Here is a 21693-nt window from a genome sequence, read left to right as displayed (position 1 = left end):
ACTTCACGCAGCCTTCTTCGTCATCTGTTCCACCCACTCGCGCGGCGCCATGGGGAAGCCCAGGCGCTCGCGGCTCTCGTAGTAGCTCTGCGCCACGGCACGGGCCAGGTTGCGGATGCGGCCGATGTAGGCGGCGCGCTCGGTCACGCTGATGGCACCGCGCGCATCCAGCAGGTTGAAGCTGTGCGCGGCCTTGAGCACCTGCTCATACGCGGGCAGCGCCAGCTGCTGCTCCATGAGGTACTTGGCCTGTTTTTCGTGCGCGTTGAAGGCGGTGAACAAAAAGTCCGCGTCGCTGTGCTCGAAGTTGTAGGTGGACTGCTCGACCTCGTTTTGCTTGTAGACGTCGCCGTAGCTCAGGCCTTCGGTCCAGGTCAGGTTGTAGACGTTGTCCACGCCCTGCAGGTACATGGCCAGGCGCTCCAGGCCGTAGGTGATCTCGCCGGTGGCGGGCTTGCAGTCGATGCCGCCCACCTGCTGGAAGTAGGTGAACTGCGTCACCTCCATGCCGTTGAGCCAGACTTCCCAGCCCAGGCCCCAGGCGCCCAGCGTGGGGTTCTCCCAATCGTCTTCGACGAAGCGGATGTCGTTCTTCTTCAGGTCGAAACCCAGCGCTTCCAGGCTGCCCAGGTACAGCTCCAGAATGTTGGCAGGCGCGGGCTTGAGCACCACCTGGTACTGGTAGTAGTGCTGCAGGCGGTTGGGGTTCTCGCCATAGCGGCCGTCTTTGGGGCGGCGGCTGGGCTGCACGTAGGCGGCCTTCCAGGGCTCGGGGCCGATGGCGCGCAGGAAGGTGGCGGTGTGCGAGGTACCCGCGCCCACTTCCATGTCGTAGGGCTGGAGCAGTGCACAGCCTTGGTCTGCCCAGTACGACTGCAGCTTGAGAATGATTTGCTGGAAGGTCAACATGCGTGTCTGGCATGGCATCGAGGCCATGCACGGTTGGTAAAGGAGTACGCCCGGTGCCGCGCGCAAACCCTTGATTTTACGAGCGGAGCCCGCGCCCGGGGATTACAAGCAAAAAGAGCCGCAAGCGCTTATCAATCAAGCGCAAGCAGCTCTTATTTTAATAGCAATCAAAAATGAAAGGCTCAGGACTCCCAGCGGCGCAGGACCAAGCTGGCGTTGGTGCCGCCAAAACCGAAGCTGTTGGACAGTGCGGTGCGGATCGGCGCATCGCGCGTCACCGTCACCAGGGGCATGCCTTCGGCGGCGGGCTCCAGCGTCTCGACATTGGCCGAACCGGCGATAAAGCCCTTGCGCAGCATGATGAGGCAGTAGATGGCTTCCTGCACGCCCGTGGCACCCAGTGAGTGGCCCGTGAGCGACTTGGTGGAGGAGAACGGCGGGATTTTGTCACCAAACACGGCACGGATGGCGCGCAATTCCGGCACATCGCCCACGGGCGTGGAGGTGCCGTGCGTGTTGATGTAGTCAACGGGGCCGTCCAGCCCCTCGATGGCCTGGCGCATGCAGGCCATGGCGCCCTCACCCGAAGGAGCCACCATGTCTTCACCGTCGGAGGTTGCGCCAAAGCCCACCACCTCACCCAGAATGGTGGCGCCGCGCGCCTGCGCGTGCTCCAGGCTTTCCAGCACCACGGCGCCGCCGCCACCGGCAATGACGAAACCGTCACGGTTGGCGTCGTAAGCGCGCGAGGCTTTCTCGGGTGTGTCGTTGTACTTGCTCGACATGGCGCCCATGCCGTCAAACAGCAGGGCCATCCCCCAGGACAGCTCTTCGCCACCACCGGCGAACATCACGTCCTGCATGCCCCAGGCGATCTGCTGCGCCGCCACACCAATGCAGTGCGCCGAAGTGCTGCACGCCGAGGTGATGGAGTAATTGATGCCCTTGATGCCGAAGTTGGTGGACAGGCAGGCCGAAACCGTGGAGCTCATGCAGCGCGTAACCTGGTACGGCCCCACGCGGCGGATGCCCTTGCTGCGCAAGGTGTCGGCCGCCTCGATCTGGTTGGCCGGCGAACCGCCGCCTGAACCCATGATGAGCCCGGTACGCGGGTGCGAAACCTGTGCAGGTGTCAGTCCTGCTTCGGCAATGGCGTTGGTCAGCGCAATGTGGGCATACGCCGCTGCATCGCCCATGAAACGCAACTGCTTGCGGTCAATCAACTCTTCCAGGTTGATGTTCGGAATACCGGCCACCTGGCTGCGCAGGCCAAGCTCGACAAAGGCTGGCATGGCACGGATGCCCGAGCGGCTTTCGCGCAGCGAAGCCTCTACCGCAGCGTTATCGTTGCCAATGCACGAAACAATGCCTGTGCCAGTGATGACGACGCGCTTTTTCATGCCGCACCTCCCTGGCCGCCTTCCTCGCGCAGGAACAACCCCACACGCAGGTCGTTGGCCACATAGATTTCCTTGCCATCGGCCAGAAGGCGCGCATCACCGATGGCCATGTTGAGCTTGCGCTTGATGACGCGCTTGATGTCGATCTCGTAGGTGACCAGCTTCACGTCCGGGCCGACTTCGCCCGTGAATTTGACCTCCCCAGCCCCCAAGGCGCGGCCCTTGCCGGGAAGCTGCAGCCAGGTCAGGTAAAAACCAATCAATTGCCACATGGCGTCCAGCCCCAGGCAGCCCGGCATGACAGGATCGCCCCGGAAGTGGCAGTCAAAAAACCACAGGTCAGGCTTGACGTCAAGTTCAGCCACGATTTTTCCCAGCCCATGCGCGCCGCCATCGCTGTCGATGTGCGTGATGCGGTCGAACATCAGCATGGGTGGCAGCGGCAGGCGCCCGCTCTCGGGCGTGAACAGCCGTCCTTCACCCGAGGCAATCAATTGTTCATAGGAAAAGGAATCTGCCATTTTCAGTCGTGCTCCAGATCAGCGTGCATACCGCCGTGATTGACCATCGCGCCTATCGCTTTGTGTTTGATTGTAGGAACCATTATCCCGTATGGACGGCGCCATTCCAGCGACGGCGCATCCCTGCCGCCGCCAGCGCCAGCACACCGAGTGCCCACAGCGGCCACAGGCCAAAACGCGATACCCAGGCGGCATAGGGCGTGGCGGCGCCGCTGCGCCCTTGCACTTCACCTTTGAGCATGCCGCGCATGTGGCGCTGCAACTGGTGCGTGACGATGCCCCGGTGGTCGATGATGGCCGTGGCGCCGGTGTTGGTGGCGCGCACCATGGGCCGCTCGAACTCCAGCGTGCGCATGCGGCTGATGGCCAGATGCTGGTCGATGGCCAGGGTGTTGCCGAACCAGCCAATATTGCTCAGGTTGACGAAGATTGTGGGCGCGTTTTCGGCCTGCGCAAACTGCACAGCCAGCTCTTCGCCGAACAGGTCTTCGTAACAAATATTGGGGGCAATGCGCTCCCCTTGCCATGCGAACGGCGCCTGTGCAAGACTGCCCCGGCTGAAATCGCCGAGCGGGATATTCATGCGTTCGGTGAACCAGCGAAAAAAGGGTGGAATGAATTCGCCAAACGGCACCAGGTGGTGCTTGTCGTACCGGTACGGCGCCAGCAGGCCGGACTGAAATCCGAGCACCGAGTTGGTGTAGCCCGTCTCCAGGCTGCCCAGGGGTATGCCCAGCAACGCCGCCTGCCCTTTGCGTGCAAAGTGCTGCGCGATGGCATCGAGGTAGCCGGGCGTGAGTTGCTGGGGCAGTAGCGGAATGGCGGTTTCAGGCGCTACGACGAGCGCACCCTCCAGGCTGGTGAGCCGGTCTCCATACCACTGCAGCGCCATAGGCACACCGCTCCCTGGTTGAAACTTTTCGTCCTGCGGTATGTTGCCCTGCAGCAGGACCAGCGGCAGCGCAGGCGCGGCAGGTGCCATGGGCGTATGGCACAGATTCACGGCACAGTGGCGCTGCAGGGCGGCGCCGCCGCCCAGAATCAACAGCGCCAGCGCCAGCGCCCAGGCGCGCGGGTTGCGCAGGTCGCGGCGGCGCACCTGCACCAGCAGCATGGCCAGCACGGCCGCAGCACATCCGATGCCGTACACGCCCACGATGCGTGCCAGCGCAGCCAAGGGCCCTTCCACGTGGGCGTAGCCTGCGGCGCCCCACGGAAACCCCGTCCACCATTGGCCTCTGGCCAGTTCGGCCAGCAGCCAAACCATTCCAAAAAAGAGAGCACCTAGCGCCCGCCCCTTGGGCGCTAGAGCCTTAAAAAGACCGGAAATCACTGCATAGTAAACACCCAGAAACGCGGCCAACGCCAGCACCGCTGCGGCCGCGAGGGGCGCCGCCAAACCGCCGTAGGTGTGCATGGAGATATAGAGCCACCAGAACGTGCCCGCCAACCAGGCTGTGGCAAAAACCCAGCCGATTCCAGCAGCGCGGCGCCAGCCCATGGGGCGGTGCAGCAGCCAGGCCAGCACGGCCATCGAAGCCAGTTGCAGCCACCAGGCGGGCTGCCCGCTACCCGGTAAAGCCAATGAGGCAGCCTGTGCCAGCCCCGCGCACAGCGCCAGCGGCCATTGCCACGGTGCCGCGTGCGGCACTTGCACAGGGGCCAAGGCCATCAGGCGAGCGCCGCCGTATCCTGGTCTGCCGGTGACACCTTGAACCAGCGCACAGCCCCGCCCTTGGTATGCAGCACGACGAAGACCAGCCCCCACAGCACGGCCTCTTCACCGCGCTTGGGCACATGGCCCATTTCGTGGGCGATCAGGCCGCCAATGGTGTCAAAGCTTTCGTCCGGATCGCTGCAGGTGATCTGCGCGCCAAAGGCCTCGGCCACGCGCTCCACGGGCGTGTCGCCACTCACGCGGTAGGTGTGGTCGGCCAGGCCGAAAATATCGCCCTCGTCTTCAGGAATGTCGAATTCGTCTTCGATCTCACCCACGATCTCTTCGAGCACGTCCTCGATGGTGACCAGGCCGGCCACACGGCCAAACTCGTCAATCACCACAGCCAGATGGTTGCGGTTGCCACGGAATTCCCGGAGCAGATCGTGCAGGCCCTTGGTCTCGGGCACGAAGACTGCAGGGCGCAGCAACGCACGGATGTTCAAAGTGGGCGACCGCTGCAGCTTGAGCAAGTCTTTGGCCATGAGAATGCCGATGATGTTCTCACGCTCGCCCTGGTACACCGGAAAGCGCGAATGCGCCGTGTTGATGATGGTCTTGAGCAGTTCGTCGTAAGGTGCATCGATGTTCACGACGTCCATGCGGGGTGCAGCCACCATCACATCCCCGGCCGTGCGATCGGCCATACGGATCACACGCTCGAGCATCACGCGCGAATCGGCGCCGATCACATCGTTGTTTTCGGCGTCGGCCAGGGCTTCTATCAGTTCTTCGGGAGAATCCGGGCCAGGGTGGATGAACTCAACCACCTTCTGCAGGAATGTGCGCTTGTCTTCCTTTTCAGGCGCGCGCGCGGGGTGGGGGTCTGACACAGCCTAGGAGTGCAGGACGTGCGGTAGTGAAACAGACCGCTAGGATAACGGATTGCTGTGACAAGGCTCCACAGCCCCCGTCTGACGCTCACTCGGTTTCGTGCGCCCGTTGCATGCCCGCCAGAAAGTCCCAGAACTGCTTGGCCTGGCGCTTGATCTGGTAGTCCACCTCGGCGTACTGCTGTTCCACCATCTCGGTCATGCGTGTATCGAGGTTGGCGGGGGGCAGTTGCAGGAATGCTTCAGACTCGGTGCCATCGCGCTGCACCACCGCACCGGCGTTGCGTGCGATCTTGAGCATCGCGGCATTTTCAGACAACGCATGGATGAACACCATGCTCACGCCTTCATTGCGCGCATGCATCACGGCCCGCTCAAACAGGCGCGCACCATAGCCACGTCCGCGGGCTGACTTCAGCACGGAGACTCCGAATTCCGCGCAGTTCTGGTGCCCCGGCATCGTGGTGTAGGCCAGGTGTGCCATGGCGATGAGTTCCAAGCGCCGGTTGTAGATACCGAAGATGTCATCGCGATCGAAGTTGAGCTGGTCGGCATACCGGCGGATCTGATCGTCGCTCGCCGCATAGCCAAAGCGCAAATAGCGATCTGCCGGCTCCAACGCCAGCAAGTGCACCGCAATGCGCTCTCGGTAGCTGGGACCCAAAGACCGGATGGGCACCATCAAAGGGGCCTTGGTGTCGCCAATTTTGCGTTCGCTCGCCGGGCGCAACAGGCTGGAACCTGCATCCAAGGAAGCTTTGAGCCAGTCTTTGATTTCAGTCATGAGCTCAATATAAGGGTTTTCCCTGGGTATTCCAAGTCTTTTTTGCTGCACCGCAACAAATTAGAGCCTCCAGACCAATTCTTCAATGAAATCAAGCATTTGTTACAACTTAGCCAATACAACCTTCACACCGGAACGGCCGTGGTGGCCTTCACTCGGTCGAGCACAAAGCTGGTTTTGCAGTCTTGCACGCTGGGGTGCTTGAGCAGTGTGTCCATGATGAAGCGGCTGTAGTGCGCCATGTCGGCCACCACCACGCGCAGCAGGTAATCCATCTCACCCGTCAGCGACGCACACTCGACCACCTCGGGCCAGGTCTGAACACTCGCGCGAAACAAGTCCATGGGGTTGCGCTTGTGTGTCTCGGTGTGCTTTTCGAGGCGCACGTTGAGGTAGGCCGTCAAGCCCAGCCCCACGGCTTCGGGTTTGACCAGGGCGACATAGCGATCGATCACGCCGCTGTCTTCCAGCCGCTTGACGCGGCGCAGCACCGCACTGGGCGACAGGCCTACCTGCGCCCCGATCACGTCGTAGGTTTCGCGTCCGTTGTGCTGTAAACAGCGCAATATGGCCCGATCCAGCTTATCTAATGCGTCATTGACTCCCATGACGCACGATTTTACGCACACCCTGGATTTTGCGCACACGAGACCACCCACCCGGGTATGTCCCGATGGCGACAGAAAACACAAAAAGGAAGAATTTCACTTGCAAAAACGCACGGTCGTTCGTTTATTGCGCATACAACAATCCTATCCAGGAGACATCCATGACCGGTTTCTTTCGCCGCCTGCTGCGCGGCCTGGCTTTTGCTGCCACAGCACTAGCCCTGCTCCCCCTGCAAAGCGCCCATGCGGCGGGCAGCTACACGCAAACGCGCTACCCCATCGTGCTGGTGCACGGGCTGTTCGGGTTTGACTCAGCGCTGGGCGTGGACTACTTCTACGGCATTCCTGGCGCCCTGCGCAGCGACGGTGCCAAGGTCTATGTGGCCCAGGTGTCGGCCGCCAACAGTACCGAGGTACGCGGCGAACAGCTGCTCGCCCAGGTGAAGAACATCCTGGCCCTCACAGGGGCCGCCAAGGTCAACCTGATGGGCCACTCGCATGGCGGCCCCACCGCCCGCTACGTGGCGGGCGTCGCACCGCAGCTGGTGGCCTCGGTCACCTCCATCGGCGGTGTCAACCGCGGCTCGCGCGTCGCCGACATCCTGCGCGGCGTGGCTCCGGCAGGCTCCGTCAGCGAAACCTTGGCCAATGGCGCAGCCTCGGCGCTGGTGTCTCTGATCAACATCACCTCGGGCGGCACGGGCCTGCCACAAATGCCAGTGGCTGCACTGGACTCGCTCACCACGGCGGGGTCTGCCAAGTTCAACCAGCGCTTTAGCGCAGGCGTGCCCACCAGCGGCTGCGGCAATGGCGCTGAACTGGTGAATGGCGTGCGCTACTACTCGTGGACCGGCACCCAGCCCGTCACCAATATTTTCGACCTGAGCGACGGCGCTCTGGGCGTGCTCGGCCTGGTGTTTGGCGAGGCCAATGACGGCCTGGTCTCGGCCTGCTCCTCGCGCCTGGGCAAGCACCTGGGTGATTATCGCCAGAACCACCTGGACGAAGTGAACCAGTTGCTCGGCCTGCGCGACTGGTTCTCCACCGACCCCGTCACCCTGTACCGCCAGCAGGCCAACCGCCTCAAAACCGCCGGTCTGTGAAAAAACGCATAGGCGCACGAACGCTGGCCGTCTGCGCCCTTGTGGGCGCGGGTGCTGTCGGGTGGCTGGCGCTGTCCAATGGCAGCCCACTCGCCACCAGCGCACCGGGCAGTAGCTCCAGCGCCCGTGCGCCATCGGCGCCCGGTGCGCAAGTCGCCTCAACTTCGTATGCCGCCGCCGGGCACGGCCGCACCTCTGGCTCCACGGCCGCCGACCCATTGCTGACACCTGGACTGCGCTACGCGCTGGAAGCACTGCTGATGGCCGCCGGAGAAACGTCCGACCCACAGCGACTCAAGCAGCGCCTTGAAGCCCTGGTAGGCCAGCATTTCCCCCCAGAACTTGCCACCCGTGCCCTGGCCCTGGCACACCGCTATGTGGATTACCGCGTCGCCCTCGGTCAGTTGCGCCCCCCGTCCGACCAGACCGACCCGCAAGCACTGCGCACCGTAATGGCCGAGCGGCAAAGGGTGCGATTGCAGTATTTTGACGGTGACGAATTCGACGCCCTTTTTGCCCAAGACCTGGCCCTGGACGAATACATGCTGGCGCGGCTCGAGATCGAGCGCAACAGCGCCTTGACTCCGGAACAAAAGCGCAGCGCCTTGCAAGAGGCCGAACAGGGACTGGACCCTGCCTTGCGCGCGCAGCGCGCCGAAGCTGTGGCCCACGAGGGCGTGGCGCAGCAGACCGCCGCCTTCAATGCCCAGGGCGTGGACGAACGCACACGCCATGCGCAGCGCAGCGCCGAGTACGGCCCCGAGGCTGCCCAGCGCCTGGCCCAGCTCGACCGCGAACAAGGGGACTGGAACGCCCGCCTGGACCAGTACCAGCAGGCCATGGCCAGCACACAGGACCCGACACGCCTCGCCCCCCTGCGATCCCGGCTTTTTTCTCCCGAAGAACAGTTGCGCGTCGAAGCGGCCCTGGCCGCACGGGCGCTACCCTCCCCACACTAGCGCTGGCAGCCCGCTGCGGCCTCCAGCCGCCGTTGCATGCAGTATTTCAAGCGCTCGGATCGTGATACAGCGCAAATTTCCTGCAAAAAATCACTTCTACAGGCCAAACTACGCCTGAATGCTGAGGGCTGCATTGCCTACAGTTCATGACATAAATCAATCCACAAATGGAGACAGCATGAACGCAGCACTTTCGGGGCACGCCCTGGCGCCCACCGATGCCTGGGACAACCCCATGGGCACCGACGGCTTCGAATTCATCGAATACGCCGCGCCCGATCCCGCAGCCATGGGCCGCTCGTTTGAAGCCATGGGCTTCAAGCCCGTGGCGCGCCACCGCCACAAGAACGTGCTGCTGTACCGCCAGGGCACGATCAATTTCCTCATCAACGCCGAACCCGACAGCTTTGCGCAGCGCTTTGCACGCCAACACGGCCCCAGCGTGTGTGCGATTGCCTTCCGGGTGCATGACGCCAAGGCCGCCTACGAGCGCGCCGTGTCGCTGGGCGCCTGGGGCTACGCCGGCAAGGCAGGCCCGGGCGAGCTGAACATCCCGGCCATCAAGGGCATTGGCGACAGCCTGATCTACTTTGTGGACCGCTGGCGCGGCAAGGGCGGTGCACAGCCCGGCGACATCGGCAACATCGGCTTCTTCGACGTCGATTTCGAGGCCCTGCCCGGCGTGAGCGCGCAGGAAGCGCTGCACCCCTTTGGCCATGGGCTGACCTACATCGACCACCTCACGCACAACGTGCACCGGGGCCGCATGGGCGAGTGGGCTGACTTCTACGAGCGCCTGTTCAATTTCCGCGAGGTGAAGTACTTCGACATCGAAGGCCAGGTCACCGGCGTCAAGAGCAAGGCCATGACCAGCCCCTGCGGCAAGATTCGCATCCCCATCAACGAGGAAGGCAAGGAGAACCCCGGCCAGATCCAGGAATACCTGGACATGTACAACGGCGAGGGCATTCAGCACATTGCCATGGGTTCGGACGATCTCTACAAAACCGTGGACGCGCTGCGCACCAGCGGCGTGCGCCTGCTCGACACCATCGACACCTATTACGAACTGGTGGACAAGCGCATCCCCGGCCACGGCGAGCCGCTCGAAGAACTGCACAAACGCAAGATCCTGATCGACGGCAAAAAAGACGCGCTGCTGCTTCAAATCTTCAGCGAGAACCAGCTCGGCCCGATCTTCTTCGAGTTCATCCAGCGCAAGGGAGACGACGGCTTCGGCAACGGCAACTTCAAGGCGCTGTTCGAGAGCATCGAGCTCGACCAGATCCGCCGTGGTGTGCTCAAGGCGCCGAAATAAACCAGCCCCCCCTGAGGTGCTGCGGGCAGGGGGACGCCGCCAGCGCGGTGGGGCGGCCCTTGCGCGGCGGCCGCTGGCTTGGGCCGCGCCAGTTTCATGCGCCGTGGTCGGTGCATGTCCCATGAAAACAGAAAAGGAGACTCCCATGGCCGTCGAACCCGCCGTCTATGGCGCCAGCGAACGCCCGCCGCGCGGCGACTATGCCCGCGCGGGCGCCGACTACACCTGCGCCCAGGACTACACCCGCTACACCCGCGCCGACCACGACACCTACCGGCGCCTGTACGAACGCCAGAGCGCGTTGCTGCCAGGCCTGGCGAGCGAAGCCTTTATCGCGGCCCTGCCCTCACTGGGCGCACGCGAACAGATTCCGCGTTTTGAAGACATCAACGAGCGCCTGCATCGTGCCACCGGCTGGGAAATTGTGGCCGTCCCGGGGCTGATCCCCGAAGTGCCCTTCTTCACGCTGCTGGCGAACCGCAAGTTCCCGGTGACCGACTGGATCCGCACGCCCCAGGAGTTCGACTACATCGTCGAGCCCGACATCTTCCACGACCTGTTCGGCCATGTGCCGCTGCTGTTCAACCCGGTGTTCGCCGACTATGTGCAGCGCTACGGCCAGGGCGGCCTCAAGGCCCACGGCCTGGGCGCCTGCGAGATGCTGGCGCGCCTGTACTGGTACACCATCGAATTCGGCCTGATCCGCGAGGCTGGCGGCCTGCGGGCCTACGGGGCCGGTATTCTGAGCTCCTCGGGCGAGCTGCCGTACGCCGTACAAAGCCCGGAACCGCAGCGCCTGCCACTGCAACTGGAGCGCACCATGCGCACGCGCTACAAGATCGACACCTACCAGCAGACCTACTTTGTCATCGACAGCTTCCAGCAACTGTTCGATATGACGGCTGCTGACTTTGCCCCGCTGTACGAGCGCCTGCGCGGTCAGCCGGAGTTTGCGGCGCAAGCCTAGCTCCACAACCATTGCAGCCGTTTTCACACCGCCCTGCAATAAACATCACTCCGCAGGGCAGCGACATGGCCTACAGTGGCATCCATGAACTCTGCCAGCCCCGCAATCACGGCAACACCCTCCGAGCGCGCCGCGCGCCAGACCGCGGTGGTGCAAGCCCTGCTGCAGCACCTGCCCGCGCATGCCCTGCTGTGGCATTCCGAAGACACCACGCCCTACGAGTGCGACGGCCTGACCGCCTACCGCCAGCGTCCGCTGGTCGTTTGCCTGCCCGAAACCACGGCGCAGGTACAGGCGGTGCTGCAGGCCTGCCACCGCCTGGGTGTGCCCGTGGTGGCGCGCGGCGCCGGCACCGGCCTGTCGGGAGGCGCCCTGCCCCACGCGATGGGCGTGACGCTTTCACTCGCCAAATTCAACCAGATCTTGTCGTTAGACCCCGTCAGCCGCACCGCCCGCGTCCAGTGCGGCGTGCGCAACCTGGCCATCAGCGAAGCAGCCGCGCCCTATGGCCTGTACTACGCACCCGACCCCAGCAGCCAGATCGCCTGCACCATCGGCGGCAACGTGGCCGAGAACTCGGGCGGCGTGCACTGCCTGAAATACGGGCTGACGGTGCACAACGTGCTGCAGGTGCGCGGCTTCACCGCCGAGGGCCACGAGGCGACCTTCGGCAGCGAAGCCCTGGACGCCCCCGGCTACGACCTGCTGGCCGCTGTGATCGGCAGCGAGGGCATGCTGGCCGTCACCACCGAAGTGACCGTCAAGCTGGTTCCAAAGCCCCTGCTTGCGCGTTGCATCATGGCCAGCTTCGACGATGTGCGCAAAGCCGGTGACGCCGTGGCAGCAGTGATCGCCGCCGGCATCATCCCGGCGGGCCTGGAGATGATGGACAAGCCCATGACCGCCGCCGTGGAAGACTTTGTGCATGCGGGCTACGACCTCACGGCCGAGGCCATACTGTTGTGTGAGAGCGACGGCACACCCGAAGAGGTGGAGGAGGAAATCGGACGCATGAGCGCGGTGCTGCAGGCTGCAGGCGCCACCGCGCTGACCGTGAGCACCAGCGAAGCCGAGCGCCTGCGTTTTTGGAGCGGGCGCAAAAACGCCTTCCCCGCCAGCGGCCGCATCAGCCCCGACTACATGTGCATGGACTCGACCATTCCACGCCGACGCCTGGCCGACATCCTGCTGGCCATCCAGGACATGGAGAAGAAGTACGGCCTGCGCTGCGCCAACGTGTTCCATGCGGGTGATGGCAACCTGCACCCGCTAATCCTGTTCGATGCCAACGACGCCGACCAGCTGCACCGCTGTGAGCAGTTCGGCGCCGAAATCATGGAGACCAGTGTGGCCATGGGCGGCACCATCACGGGCGAGCACGGTGTGGGCGTGGAAAAGCTGGGCACCATGTGCGTGCAGTTCACCGCCGAGGAACTGGCACAGATGTCCAGCGTCAAGCACGCCTTCGATCCGCAGGGCTTGCTCAACCCGGGCAAGGTCATTCCCACGCTGAACCGCTGCGCCGAGTACGGCAAGATGCTGGTGCGCGGCGGGCAGATCAGCCACCCCGACCTGCCCCGCTTTTAAGCCCCACGCATGCAAGTGCTCCAGGGGCTGGCCATCCTGCTCACGCTGCAGTCGGTGGGCGAAGCTCTGTCGCGGCTGTTGCACCTGCCCTACCCCGGCCCGGTGATTGGCATGGTGCTATTGCTGGGCGCACTGCGCTGGCCTGCGGTGCAGCAGCGTGTGCAAACCGTGGCCCGCTTTTTACTGGCCCACTTGTCACTGCTGTTTGTACCCGTGGGCGTGGGCGTCATTTCCCAGCTCGGGCTGCTGGCAGAGCACGGGTGGCGGCTGCTGGTGGTGATCGTGGTGTCCACGTGGATCGGCATGGCTGTTACGGCGCTGGTGCTACGACAGTTGATGCGCCAGGCCCCACCATCGGGAGACAGGGAATGACGGACTTCGTGCAACTGTGGGTGTACCTCTCGTCCACACCGCTGTTCGGGCTCAACGCCACGCTGGTGGTCTATGTGCTGGCATTGGCGTTTTACACGCGCATGGGGCAGGCGCCCTGGGCCAACCCAGTGCTGTGGTCCATGGTGGTGCTGGGCCTGGGTTTGCTGGCCACGGGCACGGCCTACCCCACCTACTTTGCCGGGGCGCAGTTCATCCACTTCCTGCTCGGGCCCGCCGTGGTGGCGCTGGCCTGGCCGCTGTGGGAGCGGCGCGCCGAACTGCGCGTACGCTGGGGGCGCTTTACGCTGGCCTCGGTGGTCGGCGGCGCGGCCGCGGCAGGCAGCGCCGTGGGCCTGGCCTGGACACTGGGACTGCCCCTGGAAATCGTGCTTTCGCTGGCGCCCAAGTCGGTCACAGCCCCCGTGGCCATGGGTATTGCCGACAAGATTGGCGGCAATGCATCCCTGGCCGCAGTTTTTGCCGTGGTGACGGGGCTGGTTGGCGCACTCAGCGGCAAAACCCTGTTTACCTTGCTGGGCATCGGTACCGACTCCACCGGCTGGATGGCCCGTGGCTTTGCCATGGGCACGGCCGCCCACGGCATTGGCGCCGCACGGGCGCTGCAGGTGCACCAGGATGCTGGCGCCTGGGCCGCGCTGGCGCTGGGGCTGCAGGTGGTGACAGCGTCGCTGCTGATCCCGCTGATCGCGGGTTGGTTCTGATCAAACCAGCGCCAACAACCAGTCCCGGAACATTTGCAGCGCCTCGGGCCCCGGCCGGTGCTGCGGCTGCACGAACCAGTAGCCCTGTTCGCCCGCAAGCACCTGCGCGTGCGCCTGCACCAGGCGCCCACTGTCCAGCGCCTCCTGCGCCAGCAACTGCGGCACCAGCCCCACACCCAGGCCTGCGGCGGCAGCGGCCATCACCATGGAAAACAACTCATAGCGTGGCCCGCGCGAGGCGTGCAAGGTGTAATGCCAGCCACGCTCGGCATACCAGCCGCGCCAGGCGTTGGCGCGCGATGCCAGCGTGAGGTGCGGGCAGTGCAGCCAGGCCGCCTCGTCGTGCAGGGCGTGCGCGGCGGCGTACTGCGGGCTGCACACGGGCACGCACGGCCCCTCGGGCAACACCATGCCGCCCTGCGTGTCGGGCCAAAGCCGGTCGCCGTAGTAAATAGCGGCATCGAAGCCGCTCTCGTCAAAAGCGAACACCTCGGAGCGCACCGAGAGGTTGAGCGTAATGCGCGGGTGCAGCGCCGCAAACTGCGGCAGGCGCGGAATGAGCCACTGTGTGCAGAAGGTGGACACCACCGCCAGGTGCAGCACATAGCCTTCATCCCGCCCCACCCGGATCTCCTGCGTGTCGCGCTCGATCTGCTCCAGATGCAGGCGTATGCGCGCCGCATAGCTGCGGCCTGTGTCCGTCAGGGCCAGGCGCTGGCGTGCCCGCACGAACAAGGTCACGCCCAGCCGATCTTCCAGCGCGGCGACATGGCGGCTCACGGCGCTGGGCGTCAGGGCCAGCTCTTGGGCCGCACGCGAGAAGCTCTGCAGCCGTGCCGAGGCCTCGAAAGCCTGGAGCACGCCCAGGCTGGGGATGTCTTTCCGCATGGCAAATGCGCTCCACAGTTGTTCGTAAAACTCAACACCCATGGAGGATATAGCAGCTATTGGGTGCACTGAACGCATTTACCATGGTGCGCACACGCAGCCCACGGCCCCGGCACAGACCGGGAACCGCCCAAGGGACTCCATCGATTTGCTCCAGAACGCTTTCATGACCACCTCTTCGCCCTCCCTCTTCGACACCGCTTTGCAGCAACTGGGCCTGGACCTGGCCCCCTGGCGCGGCCAGGACCTTGCCGTGCGCGCGCCCCGCGACGGCGCGGTGTATGCGCAGCTGTCCAGCCACACGCCAGTGCAGGCACAGGCCCTGATCGACGGCGCGCACGCCGCCTTCCTGCAGTGGCGCGCCACGCCCGCGCCCGTGCGCGGCGAACTGGTGCGCCGCCTGGGCCAGAAGCTGCGCCAGCACAAGGAGGCGCTGGGCCTCTTGGTGTCGCTGGAGGCGGGCAAGGTGCGCTCCGAAGGGCTGGGCGAGGTGCAGGAGATGATCGACATCTGCGACTTCGCCGTGGGCTTGTCGCGCCAGCTGCACGGCCTGACCATCGCCAGCGAGCGCCCAGGCCACCGCATGATGGAAACCTGGCACCCGATGGGCGTGGTCGGCGTGATCTCGGCCTTCAACTTCCCCGTGGCCGTGTGGGCCTGGAACGCCGCGCTGGCCTTGGTGTGCGGCAACGCCGTGGCCTGGAAGCCATCCGAAAAAACCCCGCTGTGCGCCATTGCCTGCCACCACCTGTTGCAGCAGACGCTGAACGAATTTGCCGCCGAGCAGGGCATGGCCGCCCCCGCAGGCCTGTCCACGCTGCTGCTGGGCGGGCGCGAGATGGGCGAGCTGCTGGCGCGCTCACCGCGCGTGCCGGTGGTCAGCGCCACGGGCAGCACACGCATGGGCCGCGCCGTGGCGGTGGACGTGGCGCAGCGCTTTGGCCGCAGCATCCTGGAGCTGGGCGGCAACAACGCCATGGTGGTGATGCCCAGCGCCGACCTGGAACTGGCCGCACGCGCCATCACCTTCGCCGCCGTGGGCACGGCGGGCCAGCGCTGCACCACGCTGCGCCGCCTCATCGTGCACCGCGATGTGGCCGCACCGCTGCTCGCGCGGTTGGAAAAAATCTACGCCAGCGTGCGCGTGGGCGACCCTTTGGCCGACGGCGTGCTCGTCGGCCCGCTGGTGGACCGCGCGTCTTTTGAGCAGATGCAGAGTGCCCTGGCCCAAGCGCGTGAACAGGGCGGCACGGTGCACGGCGGCGAGCGCGAATGCCAGGCCCTGGGCGAGGACGCCTGGTACGCCCGCCCGGCCCTGGTGCGCATGCCCGCGCAAAGCAGCGTGGTGCAGCATGAAACCTTTGCGCCCATCCTCTATGTGCTGACCTGCACCAGCCTGGACGAAGCCATTACCCTGCAGAACGGCGTGCCCCAGGGCCTGTCGTCGGCCATCTTCACCACCGACCTGCGCGAGGCCGAGCGCTTCCTCTCCAGCACGGGCAGCGACTGCGGCATCGCCAACGTGAACATCGGCACCTCGGGCGCCGAAATCGGCGGCGCCTTTGGCGGCGAGAAAGAAACTGGCGGCGGCCGCGAATCGGGCTCCGACGCCTGGAAGGGCTACATGCGCCGCGCGACCAACACCATCAACTACAGCGACGCTCTTCCCCTCGCCCAAGGCGTGCGCTTCGACGTCTGATCCCATGATCGCCAACCCCCAGGGCGCGCCGATCGCCATCATCGGCGGCGGCGCCATTGGCAGCGCCATTGCATTTTTCCTGACGCAGATGGCGCCGCAGCAGCCCGTCGTCGTGGTCGAGCGCGACCCGAGCTATGCGCGCGCTTCGTCGGCGCTGTCGGCCAGCTCGATACGGCAGCAGTTCTCCAGCCCGATCAACATCGCCATTTCGCAGTTCGGCATCGAGTTCCTGCGCGACATTGGCGCGCGCCTGCAGGTGGGCGGCGAGCAACCCGACATCGGCCTGGTCGAAGCGGGCTACCTCTACCTGGCCAGCGCGGCGGGCGAGGCCGTGCTGCGCGCCAACCACGCCGTGCAGCGTGGCATGGGCGCCGACGTGGCCTTGCTCACGCCCGACGCGCTGCGCGAACGCTTTCCCTGGCTCAACACCACGGGCGTCACGCTGGGCTCGCTGGGCCTCTCTAGCGAGGGCTGGTTCGACGGCTACAGCCTGCTGCAGGCGCTGCGCCGCAAGGCGCAGGCCCAGGGCGCGCGTTATGTGCAGGGCGAGGCAGTGGGCCTGGACACACAGGCCAGCAACGGCGTGCAGCACATCACCGCGCTGCGCCTGGCGGACGGTGAGCGCCTGGCATGCAGCGCCGTAGTCAACGCCGCCGGCCCCTGGGCGCGCCCGGTGGCGCAGTGGCTGGGCATCGATTTGCCCGTCTACGCGCGGCGCCGCACGGTGTTCCACTTCACCTGCCCCGCGCCGCTGCCGCGCTGCCCGCTGCTCATCGACACCTCGGGCATCTGGCTGCGGCCCGAGGGCGCGGGCTTCATCGCCGGCTTCTGCCCGCCCGAGGACCAGGACCCCGACGACCTGCCGCTCGAACCCGAACACGCCGCTTTCGAGGACCATGTCTGGCCCACGCTGGCGGAACGCATCCCGGCCTTCGAGGCGCTGCGCCTGCGCAGCACCTGGGCGGGCTACTACGAGATGAATGCGTTCGACCACAACGCCATCCTGGGCCTGTACCCGTCCTGCGACAACCTGTACTTCGCCAACGGCTTCTCGGGCCACGGCCTGCAGCAGTGCCCGGCCATCGGGCGCGGGATGGCCGAACTCATCCTCACCGACCGCTGGCAAACGCTGGACCTCGAACCGCTGGCCTTCCAGCGCCTTCTCGACAACCGCCCCCTGCTCGAACGCAATGTCATCTGAAACCACCTCCACCCTCCCCCGCACCGGCGGCCAGATCCTCGTCGATCAGCTCGTGCTGCACGGCGTGCAGCACATCTTCTGCGTGCCCGGCGAGAGCTACCTCGCCGTGCTCGACGCGCTGCACGATGCGCCCATCGAACTGACGGTGTGCCGCCAGGAGGGCGGCGCGGCCATGATGGCCGAGGCCCATGGCAAGCTCACCGGACGGCCCGGCGTGTGCTTCGTCACGCGCGGCCCCGGCGCCACCAACGCGGCGGCGGGCGTGCACATCGCCATGCAGGACTCCACGCCGCTGGTGCTGTTCGTCGGCCAGATCGAGCGCGGCGCGCGCGGGCGCGAGGCCTTCCAGGAGGTGGACTACCGCGCCGCCTTCGGCACGCTGGCCAAGTGGGCCACCGAGGTGGACGATGCGCGCCGCCTGCCCGAGATCGTGGCGCGCGCCTTCAGCGTGGCCTGCAGCGGGCGCCCCGGCCCGGTGGTGGTGGCCCTGCCCGAGGACATGCTGACCGAGCGCGCCGAGGTCTCCGACGCGCGAGCGCTCCAGCCCATCGAGAGCGCGCCCAGCCCGGCGCAGATGGCGCAACTGCTCGAACGTCTGCGCCAGGCACGCAACCCGGTGGCCATCGTCGGCGGCAGCCGCTGGAACGCCGAGGCCGTGGCCCGCTTCCAGGATTTCGCCGCCGCCCACGCCCTGCCCGTGGCCTGCTCGTTCCGGCGCCAGATGCTGTTCGACCACCAGCACCCCTGCTACGCGGGCGACCTGGGCCTGGGCGTAAACCCCGCCCTGCTGGCGCGCATCCGCGCGGCCGACCTGCTGCTGCTCGTGGGCGGGCGCCTGTCGGAAGTGCCCTCGCAGGGCTACACCCTGCTCGACATCCCCACGCCGCAGATCCCGCTGGTGCATATACACCCCGACCCCGATGAACTGGGCCGCGTGTACCAGGCACAACTGCCGATCAACGCCACGCCCACTGCCTTCTGCGCAGCCCTGCCCAGCACGGCGGCGCAAGCGCCCAATACCGAGCGCCAGCAGGCCGTGCACGAAGCCCATGCCGCCTACCAGGCCTGGAGCGACCCGGCGCCGATCCGCATTCCCGGCGAGCTGCAAATGGGCGCGGTGATGCAGCACCTGCGCGAGGCGCTGCCGCAAGACACCATCTTCTGCAACGGCGCGGGCAACTTCGCCACCTGGGTGCACCGCTTCTGGCCGTTCCGCCAGTTCGGCACGCAGCTCGCGCCCACCAGCGGCAGCATGGGCTACGGCCTGCCGGCCGGTGTGGGCGCGCAGCGCCTGTGGCCCGAGCGCACGGTGGTGGTGTTCGCGGGCGACGGCGACTTCCTCATGCACGGCCAGGAATTCGCCACCGCCGTGCAGTACCGGCTGCCCCTCATCGTGGTGCTGCTGGACAACGGCATGTACGGCACCATCCGCATGCACCAGGAGCGCGAGTACCCGCGCCGTGTGAGCGGAACACAGCTACGAAACCCCGACTTCGCCGCCTATGCCAAAGCCTTTGGCGGCCACGGCGCACGCGTGGAACGCACCGAGGAGTTCGCCCCGACGTTGCAACGCCTACGGGAACAAGCTCAGACCACACGCCTGCCCGTGCTGCTGCACTGCCTGATCGACCCCGAGGCCATCACGCCCAGCCGGTCGTTGAGTCAGATACGGGGCGGGTGAGTCTTCGGTGGCCAGCAGCGCGCAGTCGTTATTTACCGATTGCCGGTAAACGGTATAAAATCTGACCGCATGGCGATCTTGTCCTTCAACTGCGCAGAAACGCAGCGACTGTTCTGCAGCGGTACAACCCGCCGCTTTACCAACATCCAAGCTGTGGCAGAACGGAAACTGGCCCAACTGGATGCGGCGCAGACACTGGACTTTTTGCGCAGCCCGCCAGGCAATCGCCTGGAAACGCTGACAGGAAACCGGAAAGGCCAGCACAGCATCCGCATCAACGACCAGTGGCGGCTGTGTTTCGTCTGGACGGACAAAGGTGCTGCCAACGCGGAGATTGTGGATTACCACTGACCGCCATCAGAAGGAGAAACACATGTTCAAGAACGGTATGCGTCCCGTACACCCTGGCGAGGTATTGCGTGAGGATTACCTCAAGTCCATGGAAATGAGCGCCAACGCATTGGCCAAACAACTGCACGTTCCAGCATCGCGCATTAACGACATCGTGCTGGAACGGCGCGGCATCACCGCAGATACGGCCTTGCGTTTAAGCCGCTTTTTTGGTGGTGACGCGCAATCGTGGTTGAACCTGCAAACGGCCTATGACCTGCGCACGGCCGAGCTGGACGAAACACTGCAGATTGCAGTGATGGCAGTGAATCCCCTCGAATTGCACCCGGCCTGAACTGCAGACCCTGCGCATCTCACAAGCTTCTACGCTTCAGCAAACAAGCCACGCCCCGGTGGCGACTCCAGCGCCAGCAGCGCCCGCTTGCGCGGCAGGCCGCCGCCAAAGCCGGTGAGGCTGCCATCGCTGCCGATCACGCGGTGGCAGGGCACGATGATGGAGACCTTGTTCTGCCCGTTGGCCGCCGCCACGGCGCGCGTGGCGCTGGGGCGGGCGATGGCGCGGGCTTGGCTTGCGTAGCTGCGCGTCTGCCCGTAGGGGATGGCCAGCAGGGCCTGCCAGGCACTGAGTTGGAAGGGGGTGCCCACCAGGTCCAGCGGCACGCCAAAGCGCTGGCGTTGCCCGGCGAAATATTCGGCCAGTTCGTGGGCCGTCTGCGTCAGCACCGCGCTGTCGCCCGGCTGCGCCGGGCCGCCACGCGCGGCCTCGACCTGGGCCAGCTCGCGCTCCACGCCGCCCTGACCCACGAATTCGAGCAGGCATAGGCCCTGGGGCGAGGCCACGGCCAGCATCTCGCCCAAGGGGGTGGAGAGCTGGCGCGAGAGCAAGGCCATGGGCCGGAGGTGGTCAGGCGATTTGATCCAGTGCCGAGCGCAGGTGGCCCACCGTGCGCTCCACGTTGTGCCACTTCTCCAGGCCGAACAGGCCGATGCGGAAGCTCTTGAAGTCCGGTCCCTCGTCGCACTGCAGGGGCACGCCACCCGCCGTTTGCAAGCCCACGGCGGCGAACTTGCTGGCGTTCTGGATGCCGGGGTCCGTGGTGTAGCTCACGACCACGCCCGGCGCTTTCCAGCCGTCTGCGGCCACGCTGGGGAAGCCCTTGCTCTCCATCAGCGCACGCACTTGGGCGCCCAGTTCGATCTGCTCCTGGCGCACCTTGTCAAAACCATATTCCCGCGTCTCCAGCATCACATCGCGCAGGCGTACCAGCGCGTCGGTAGGCATGGTGGTGTGGTAGGCGTGCTGGCCTTTTTCGTAGCCTTCGGCGATTTGCATCCACTTCTTCAGGTCGCACGAGAAGCTGCTGCTCGTCGTGCCGTCGATCGCCTGGCGCGCGCGCTCACTCAGCATCACCATGGCGCAGCAGGGCGAACTGCTCCAGCCCTTTTGCGGCGCGGAAATCAGCACATCGACGCCCGTGGCCTGCATGTCCACCCACATCGCCCCCGAGGCCACGCAGTCGAGCACGAACAGCGCGCCCACCTCGTGTGCGGCAGCGCTGATGGCGCGCAGGTAGTCGTCGCTCAGGATGATGCCGCTGGCGGTCTCGACATGGGGGGCGAACACCACCTTGGGTTGCTCGGCGCGGATGGCGGCCACCACTTCGTCTGCCGGGCACGGGGCCCAGGGCGCCTGCGGGCCATCGCCCTGCTTGCGGGCTTTGCACACGATGGCGCCGCCGCCCAGGCCTTTGTCGGCATCAAAAATCTGGCTCCAGCGGTAGCTGAACCAGCCGTTGCGCACGATCAGCACTTTTTGCTGGTTGGCAAACTGGCGCGCCACGGCCTCCATGCCAAAGGTGCCGCTGCCGGGCACCAGTACGGCGGTGTGGGCGTGGTAGACCTCTTTGAGCGTGCCCAGGATGTCCTGCATGACGCCGGTAAAGCGTTTGGACATGTGGTTGAGCGCGCGGTCGGTGTAGACCACCGAAAATTCGAGCAAACCGTCGGGATCGATATCGGGCAAAAGACCAGGCATGGGGGAACTCCGTGATGGGTGCGATAAGGCCTGCGCCG

The 21693-nt window shown here is 65.5% G+C and carries 22 protein-coding genes; 12 read left to right on the top strand and 10 right to left on the bottom strand.

What is annotated here, in order from left to right:
• Positions 1-3: 3 nt before the first annotated feature.
• The 7 genes from glyQ to ACYVOC_RS04425 all read right to left on the bottom strand — a co-directional run bounded on the left by glyQ (position 4) and on the right by ACYVOC_RS04425 (position 6772).
• Positions 4-909 (bottom strand): glycine--tRNA ligase subunit alpha, encoded by a 906-nt coding sequence (glyQ, locus tag ACYVOC_RS04455; protein ID WP_461161173.1) that lies wholly within the window; start codon positions 907-909, stop codon positions 4-6.
• Positions 910-1091: 182 nt separating this feature from the next.
• Positions 1092-2309 (bottom strand): beta-ketoacyl-ACP synthase I, encoded by a 1218-nt coding sequence (gene fabB / locus ACYVOC_RS04450; RefSeq protein ID WP_461160987.1) that lies wholly within the window; start codon positions 2307-2309, stop codon positions 1092-1094.
• Positions 2306-2830 carry a bifunctional 3-hydroxydecanoyl-ACP dehydratase/trans-2-decenoyl-ACP isomerase gene (fabA, locus tag ACYVOC_RS04445; protein ID WP_461160986.1) on the bottom strand — a complete coding sequence of 175 codons (525 nt, stop codon included), beginning with the start codon at positions 2828-2830 and terminating at the stop codon, positions 2306-2308. Before fabA ends, fabB begins: the two co-directional genes overlap by 4 nt.
• Positions 2831-2912: 82 nt before the next feature.
• Positions 2913-4502: an apolipoprotein N-acyltransferase gene (lnt, locus tag ACYVOC_RS04440; RefSeq protein WP_116005869.1), complete on the bottom strand. Its 1590-nt coding sequence runs from the start codon at positions 4500-4502 to the stop codon at positions 2913-2915.
• Complete coding sequence (locus ACYVOC_RS04435) at positions 4502-5380, bottom strand: HlyC/CorC family transporter (RefSeq protein ID WP_116005868.1); 879 nt, start codon at positions 5378-5380, stop codon at positions 4502-4504. The genes lnt and ACYVOC_RS04435 overlap by 1 nt, the downstream gene beginning before the upstream one ends.
• Before the next feature lie 88 nt (positions 5381-5468).
• The gene (locus ACYVOC_RS04430) at positions 5469-6164 is read right to left on the bottom strand and encodes a GNAT family N-acetyltransferase (RefSeq protein ID WP_461160985.1); all 696 of its coding nucleotides are present in this window, start codon (positions 6162-6164) and stop codon (positions 5469-5471) included.
• 125 nt (positions 6165-6289) lie between these two features.
• Positions 6290-6772, bottom strand: coding sequence for an Lrp/AsnC family transcriptional regulator (locus ACYVOC_RS04425; RefSeq protein WP_461160984.1), 483 nt, complete (start codon positions 6770-6772; stop codon positions 6290-6292).
• 161 nt (positions 6773-6933) lie between these two features.
• Between ACYVOC_RS04425 and ACYVOC_RS04420 the strand changes: the two genes are divergently transcribed.
• The 7 genes from ACYVOC_RS04420 to ACYVOC_RS04390 all read left to right on the top strand — a co-directional run bounded on the left by ACYVOC_RS04420 (position 6934) and on the right by ACYVOC_RS04390 (position 13800).
• Positions 6934-7875: an esterase/lipase family protein gene (locus tag ACYVOC_RS04420; protein ID WP_116005865.1), complete on the top strand. Its 942-nt coding sequence runs from the start codon at positions 6934-6936 to the stop codon at positions 7873-7875.
• Positions 7872-8834, top strand: coding sequence for a lipase secretion chaperone (locus ACYVOC_RS04415; protein WP_461160983.1), 963 nt, complete (start codon positions 7872-7874; stop codon positions 8832-8834). The genes ACYVOC_RS04420 and ACYVOC_RS04415 overlap by 4 nt, the downstream gene beginning before the upstream one ends.
• Positions 8835-9012: 178 nt before the next feature.
• Positions 9013-10152: a 4-hydroxyphenylpyruvate dioxygenase gene (hppD, locus tag ACYVOC_RS04410; RefSeq protein WP_116005864.1), complete on the top strand. Its 1140-nt coding sequence runs from the start codon at positions 9013-9015 to the stop codon at positions 10150-10152.
• Positions 10153-10297: 145 nt separating this feature from the next.
• Complete coding sequence (gene phhA / locus ACYVOC_RS04405) at positions 10298-11119, top strand: phenylalanine 4-monooxygenase (RefSeq protein WP_461160982.1); 822 nt, start codon at positions 10298-10300, stop codon at positions 11117-11119.
• Positions 11120-11203: 84 nt separating this feature from the next.
• The gene (locus ACYVOC_RS04400; protein WP_461160981.1) at positions 11204-12706 is read left to right on the top strand and encodes an FAD-linked oxidase C-terminal domain-containing protein; all 1503 of its coding nucleotides are present in this window, start codon (positions 11204-11206) and stop codon (positions 12704-12706) included.
• 9 nt (positions 12707-12715) lie between these two features.
• Positions 12716-13078: a CidA/LrgA family protein gene (locus ACYVOC_RS04395; protein ID WP_461160980.1), complete on the top strand. Its 363-nt coding sequence runs from the start codon at positions 12716-12718 to the stop codon at positions 13076-13078.
• A complete protein-coding gene (locus ACYVOC_RS04390; protein ID WP_461160979.1) occupies positions 13075-13800 on the top strand; it encodes an LrgB family protein in 726 nt (241 codons plus the stop codon). Before ACYVOC_RS04395 ends, ACYVOC_RS04390 begins: the two co-directional genes overlap by 4 nt.
• Here ACYVOC_RS04390 and ACYVOC_RS04385 read toward each other — a convergent pair whose 3' ends face one another.
• Complete coding sequence (locus ACYVOC_RS04385) at positions 13801-14688, bottom strand: LysR substrate-binding domain-containing protein (protein WP_461160978.1); 888 nt, start codon at positions 14686-14688, stop codon at positions 13801-13803.
• 166 nt (positions 14689-14854) lie between these two features.
• Here ACYVOC_RS04385 and amaB point away from each other — a divergent pair, with 166 nt between their 5' ends.
• The 5 genes from amaB (at position 14855) to ACYVOC_RS04360 (ending at position 19954) form a co-directional block, all read left to right on the top strand.
• Positions 14855-16387 (top strand): L-piperidine-6-carboxylate dehydrogenase, encoded by a 1533-nt coding sequence (amaB, locus tag ACYVOC_RS04380; RefSeq protein WP_461160977.1) that lies wholly within the window; start codon positions 14855-14857, stop codon positions 16385-16387.
• Positions 16388-16391: 4 nt separating this feature from the next.
• Positions 16392-17588 carry an NAD(P)/FAD-dependent oxidoreductase gene (locus ACYVOC_RS04375; protein ID WP_461160976.1) on the top strand — a complete coding sequence of 399 codons (1197 nt, stop codon included), beginning with the start codon at positions 16392-16394 and terminating at the stop codon, positions 17586-17588.
• Positions 17578-19269, top strand: coding sequence for a thiamine pyrophosphate-binding protein (locus ACYVOC_RS04370; protein WP_461160975.1), 1692 nt, complete (start codon positions 17578-17580; stop codon positions 19267-19269). The genes ACYVOC_RS04375 and ACYVOC_RS04370 overlap by 11 nt, the downstream gene beginning before the upstream one ends.
• 69 nt (positions 19270-19338) lie before the next feature.
• Complete coding sequence (locus tag ACYVOC_RS04365; protein ID WP_116005857.1) at positions 19339-19620, top strand: type II toxin-antitoxin system RelE/ParE family toxin; 282 nt, start codon at positions 19339-19341, stop codon at positions 19618-19620.
• Positions 19621-19642: 22 nt separating this feature from the next.
• A complete protein-coding gene (locus ACYVOC_RS04360; RefSeq protein ID WP_116005856.1) occupies positions 19643-19954 on the top strand; it encodes a HigA family addiction module antitoxin in 312 nt (103 codons plus the stop codon).
• Positions 19955-19983: 29 nt separating this feature from the next.
• On the opposite strand, the gene ACYVOC_RS04355 is transcribed toward ACYVOC_RS04360, so the two are convergent.
• Positions 19984-20511 carry a methylated-DNA--[protein]-cysteine S-methyltransferase gene (locus tag ACYVOC_RS04355; RefSeq protein WP_461160974.1) on the bottom strand — a complete coding sequence of 176 codons (528 nt, stop codon included), beginning with the start codon at positions 20509-20511 and terminating at the stop codon, positions 19984-19986.
• Positions 20512-20524: 13 nt separating this feature from the next.
• Positions 20525-21655, bottom strand: a complete 1131-nt coding sequence (locus ACYVOC_RS04350) for an aminotransferase class V-fold PLP-dependent enzyme (protein WP_461160973.1) — start codon at positions 21653-21655, stop codon at positions 20525-20527.
• Positions 21656-21693: the final 38 nt, after the last annotated feature.

The sequence above is a fragment of the Simplicispira piscis genome (assembly GCF_054783455.1).
Note: the sequence above shows the minus strand (reverse complement) of the source record. Positions and strands in the feature narration are given on the sequence as shown.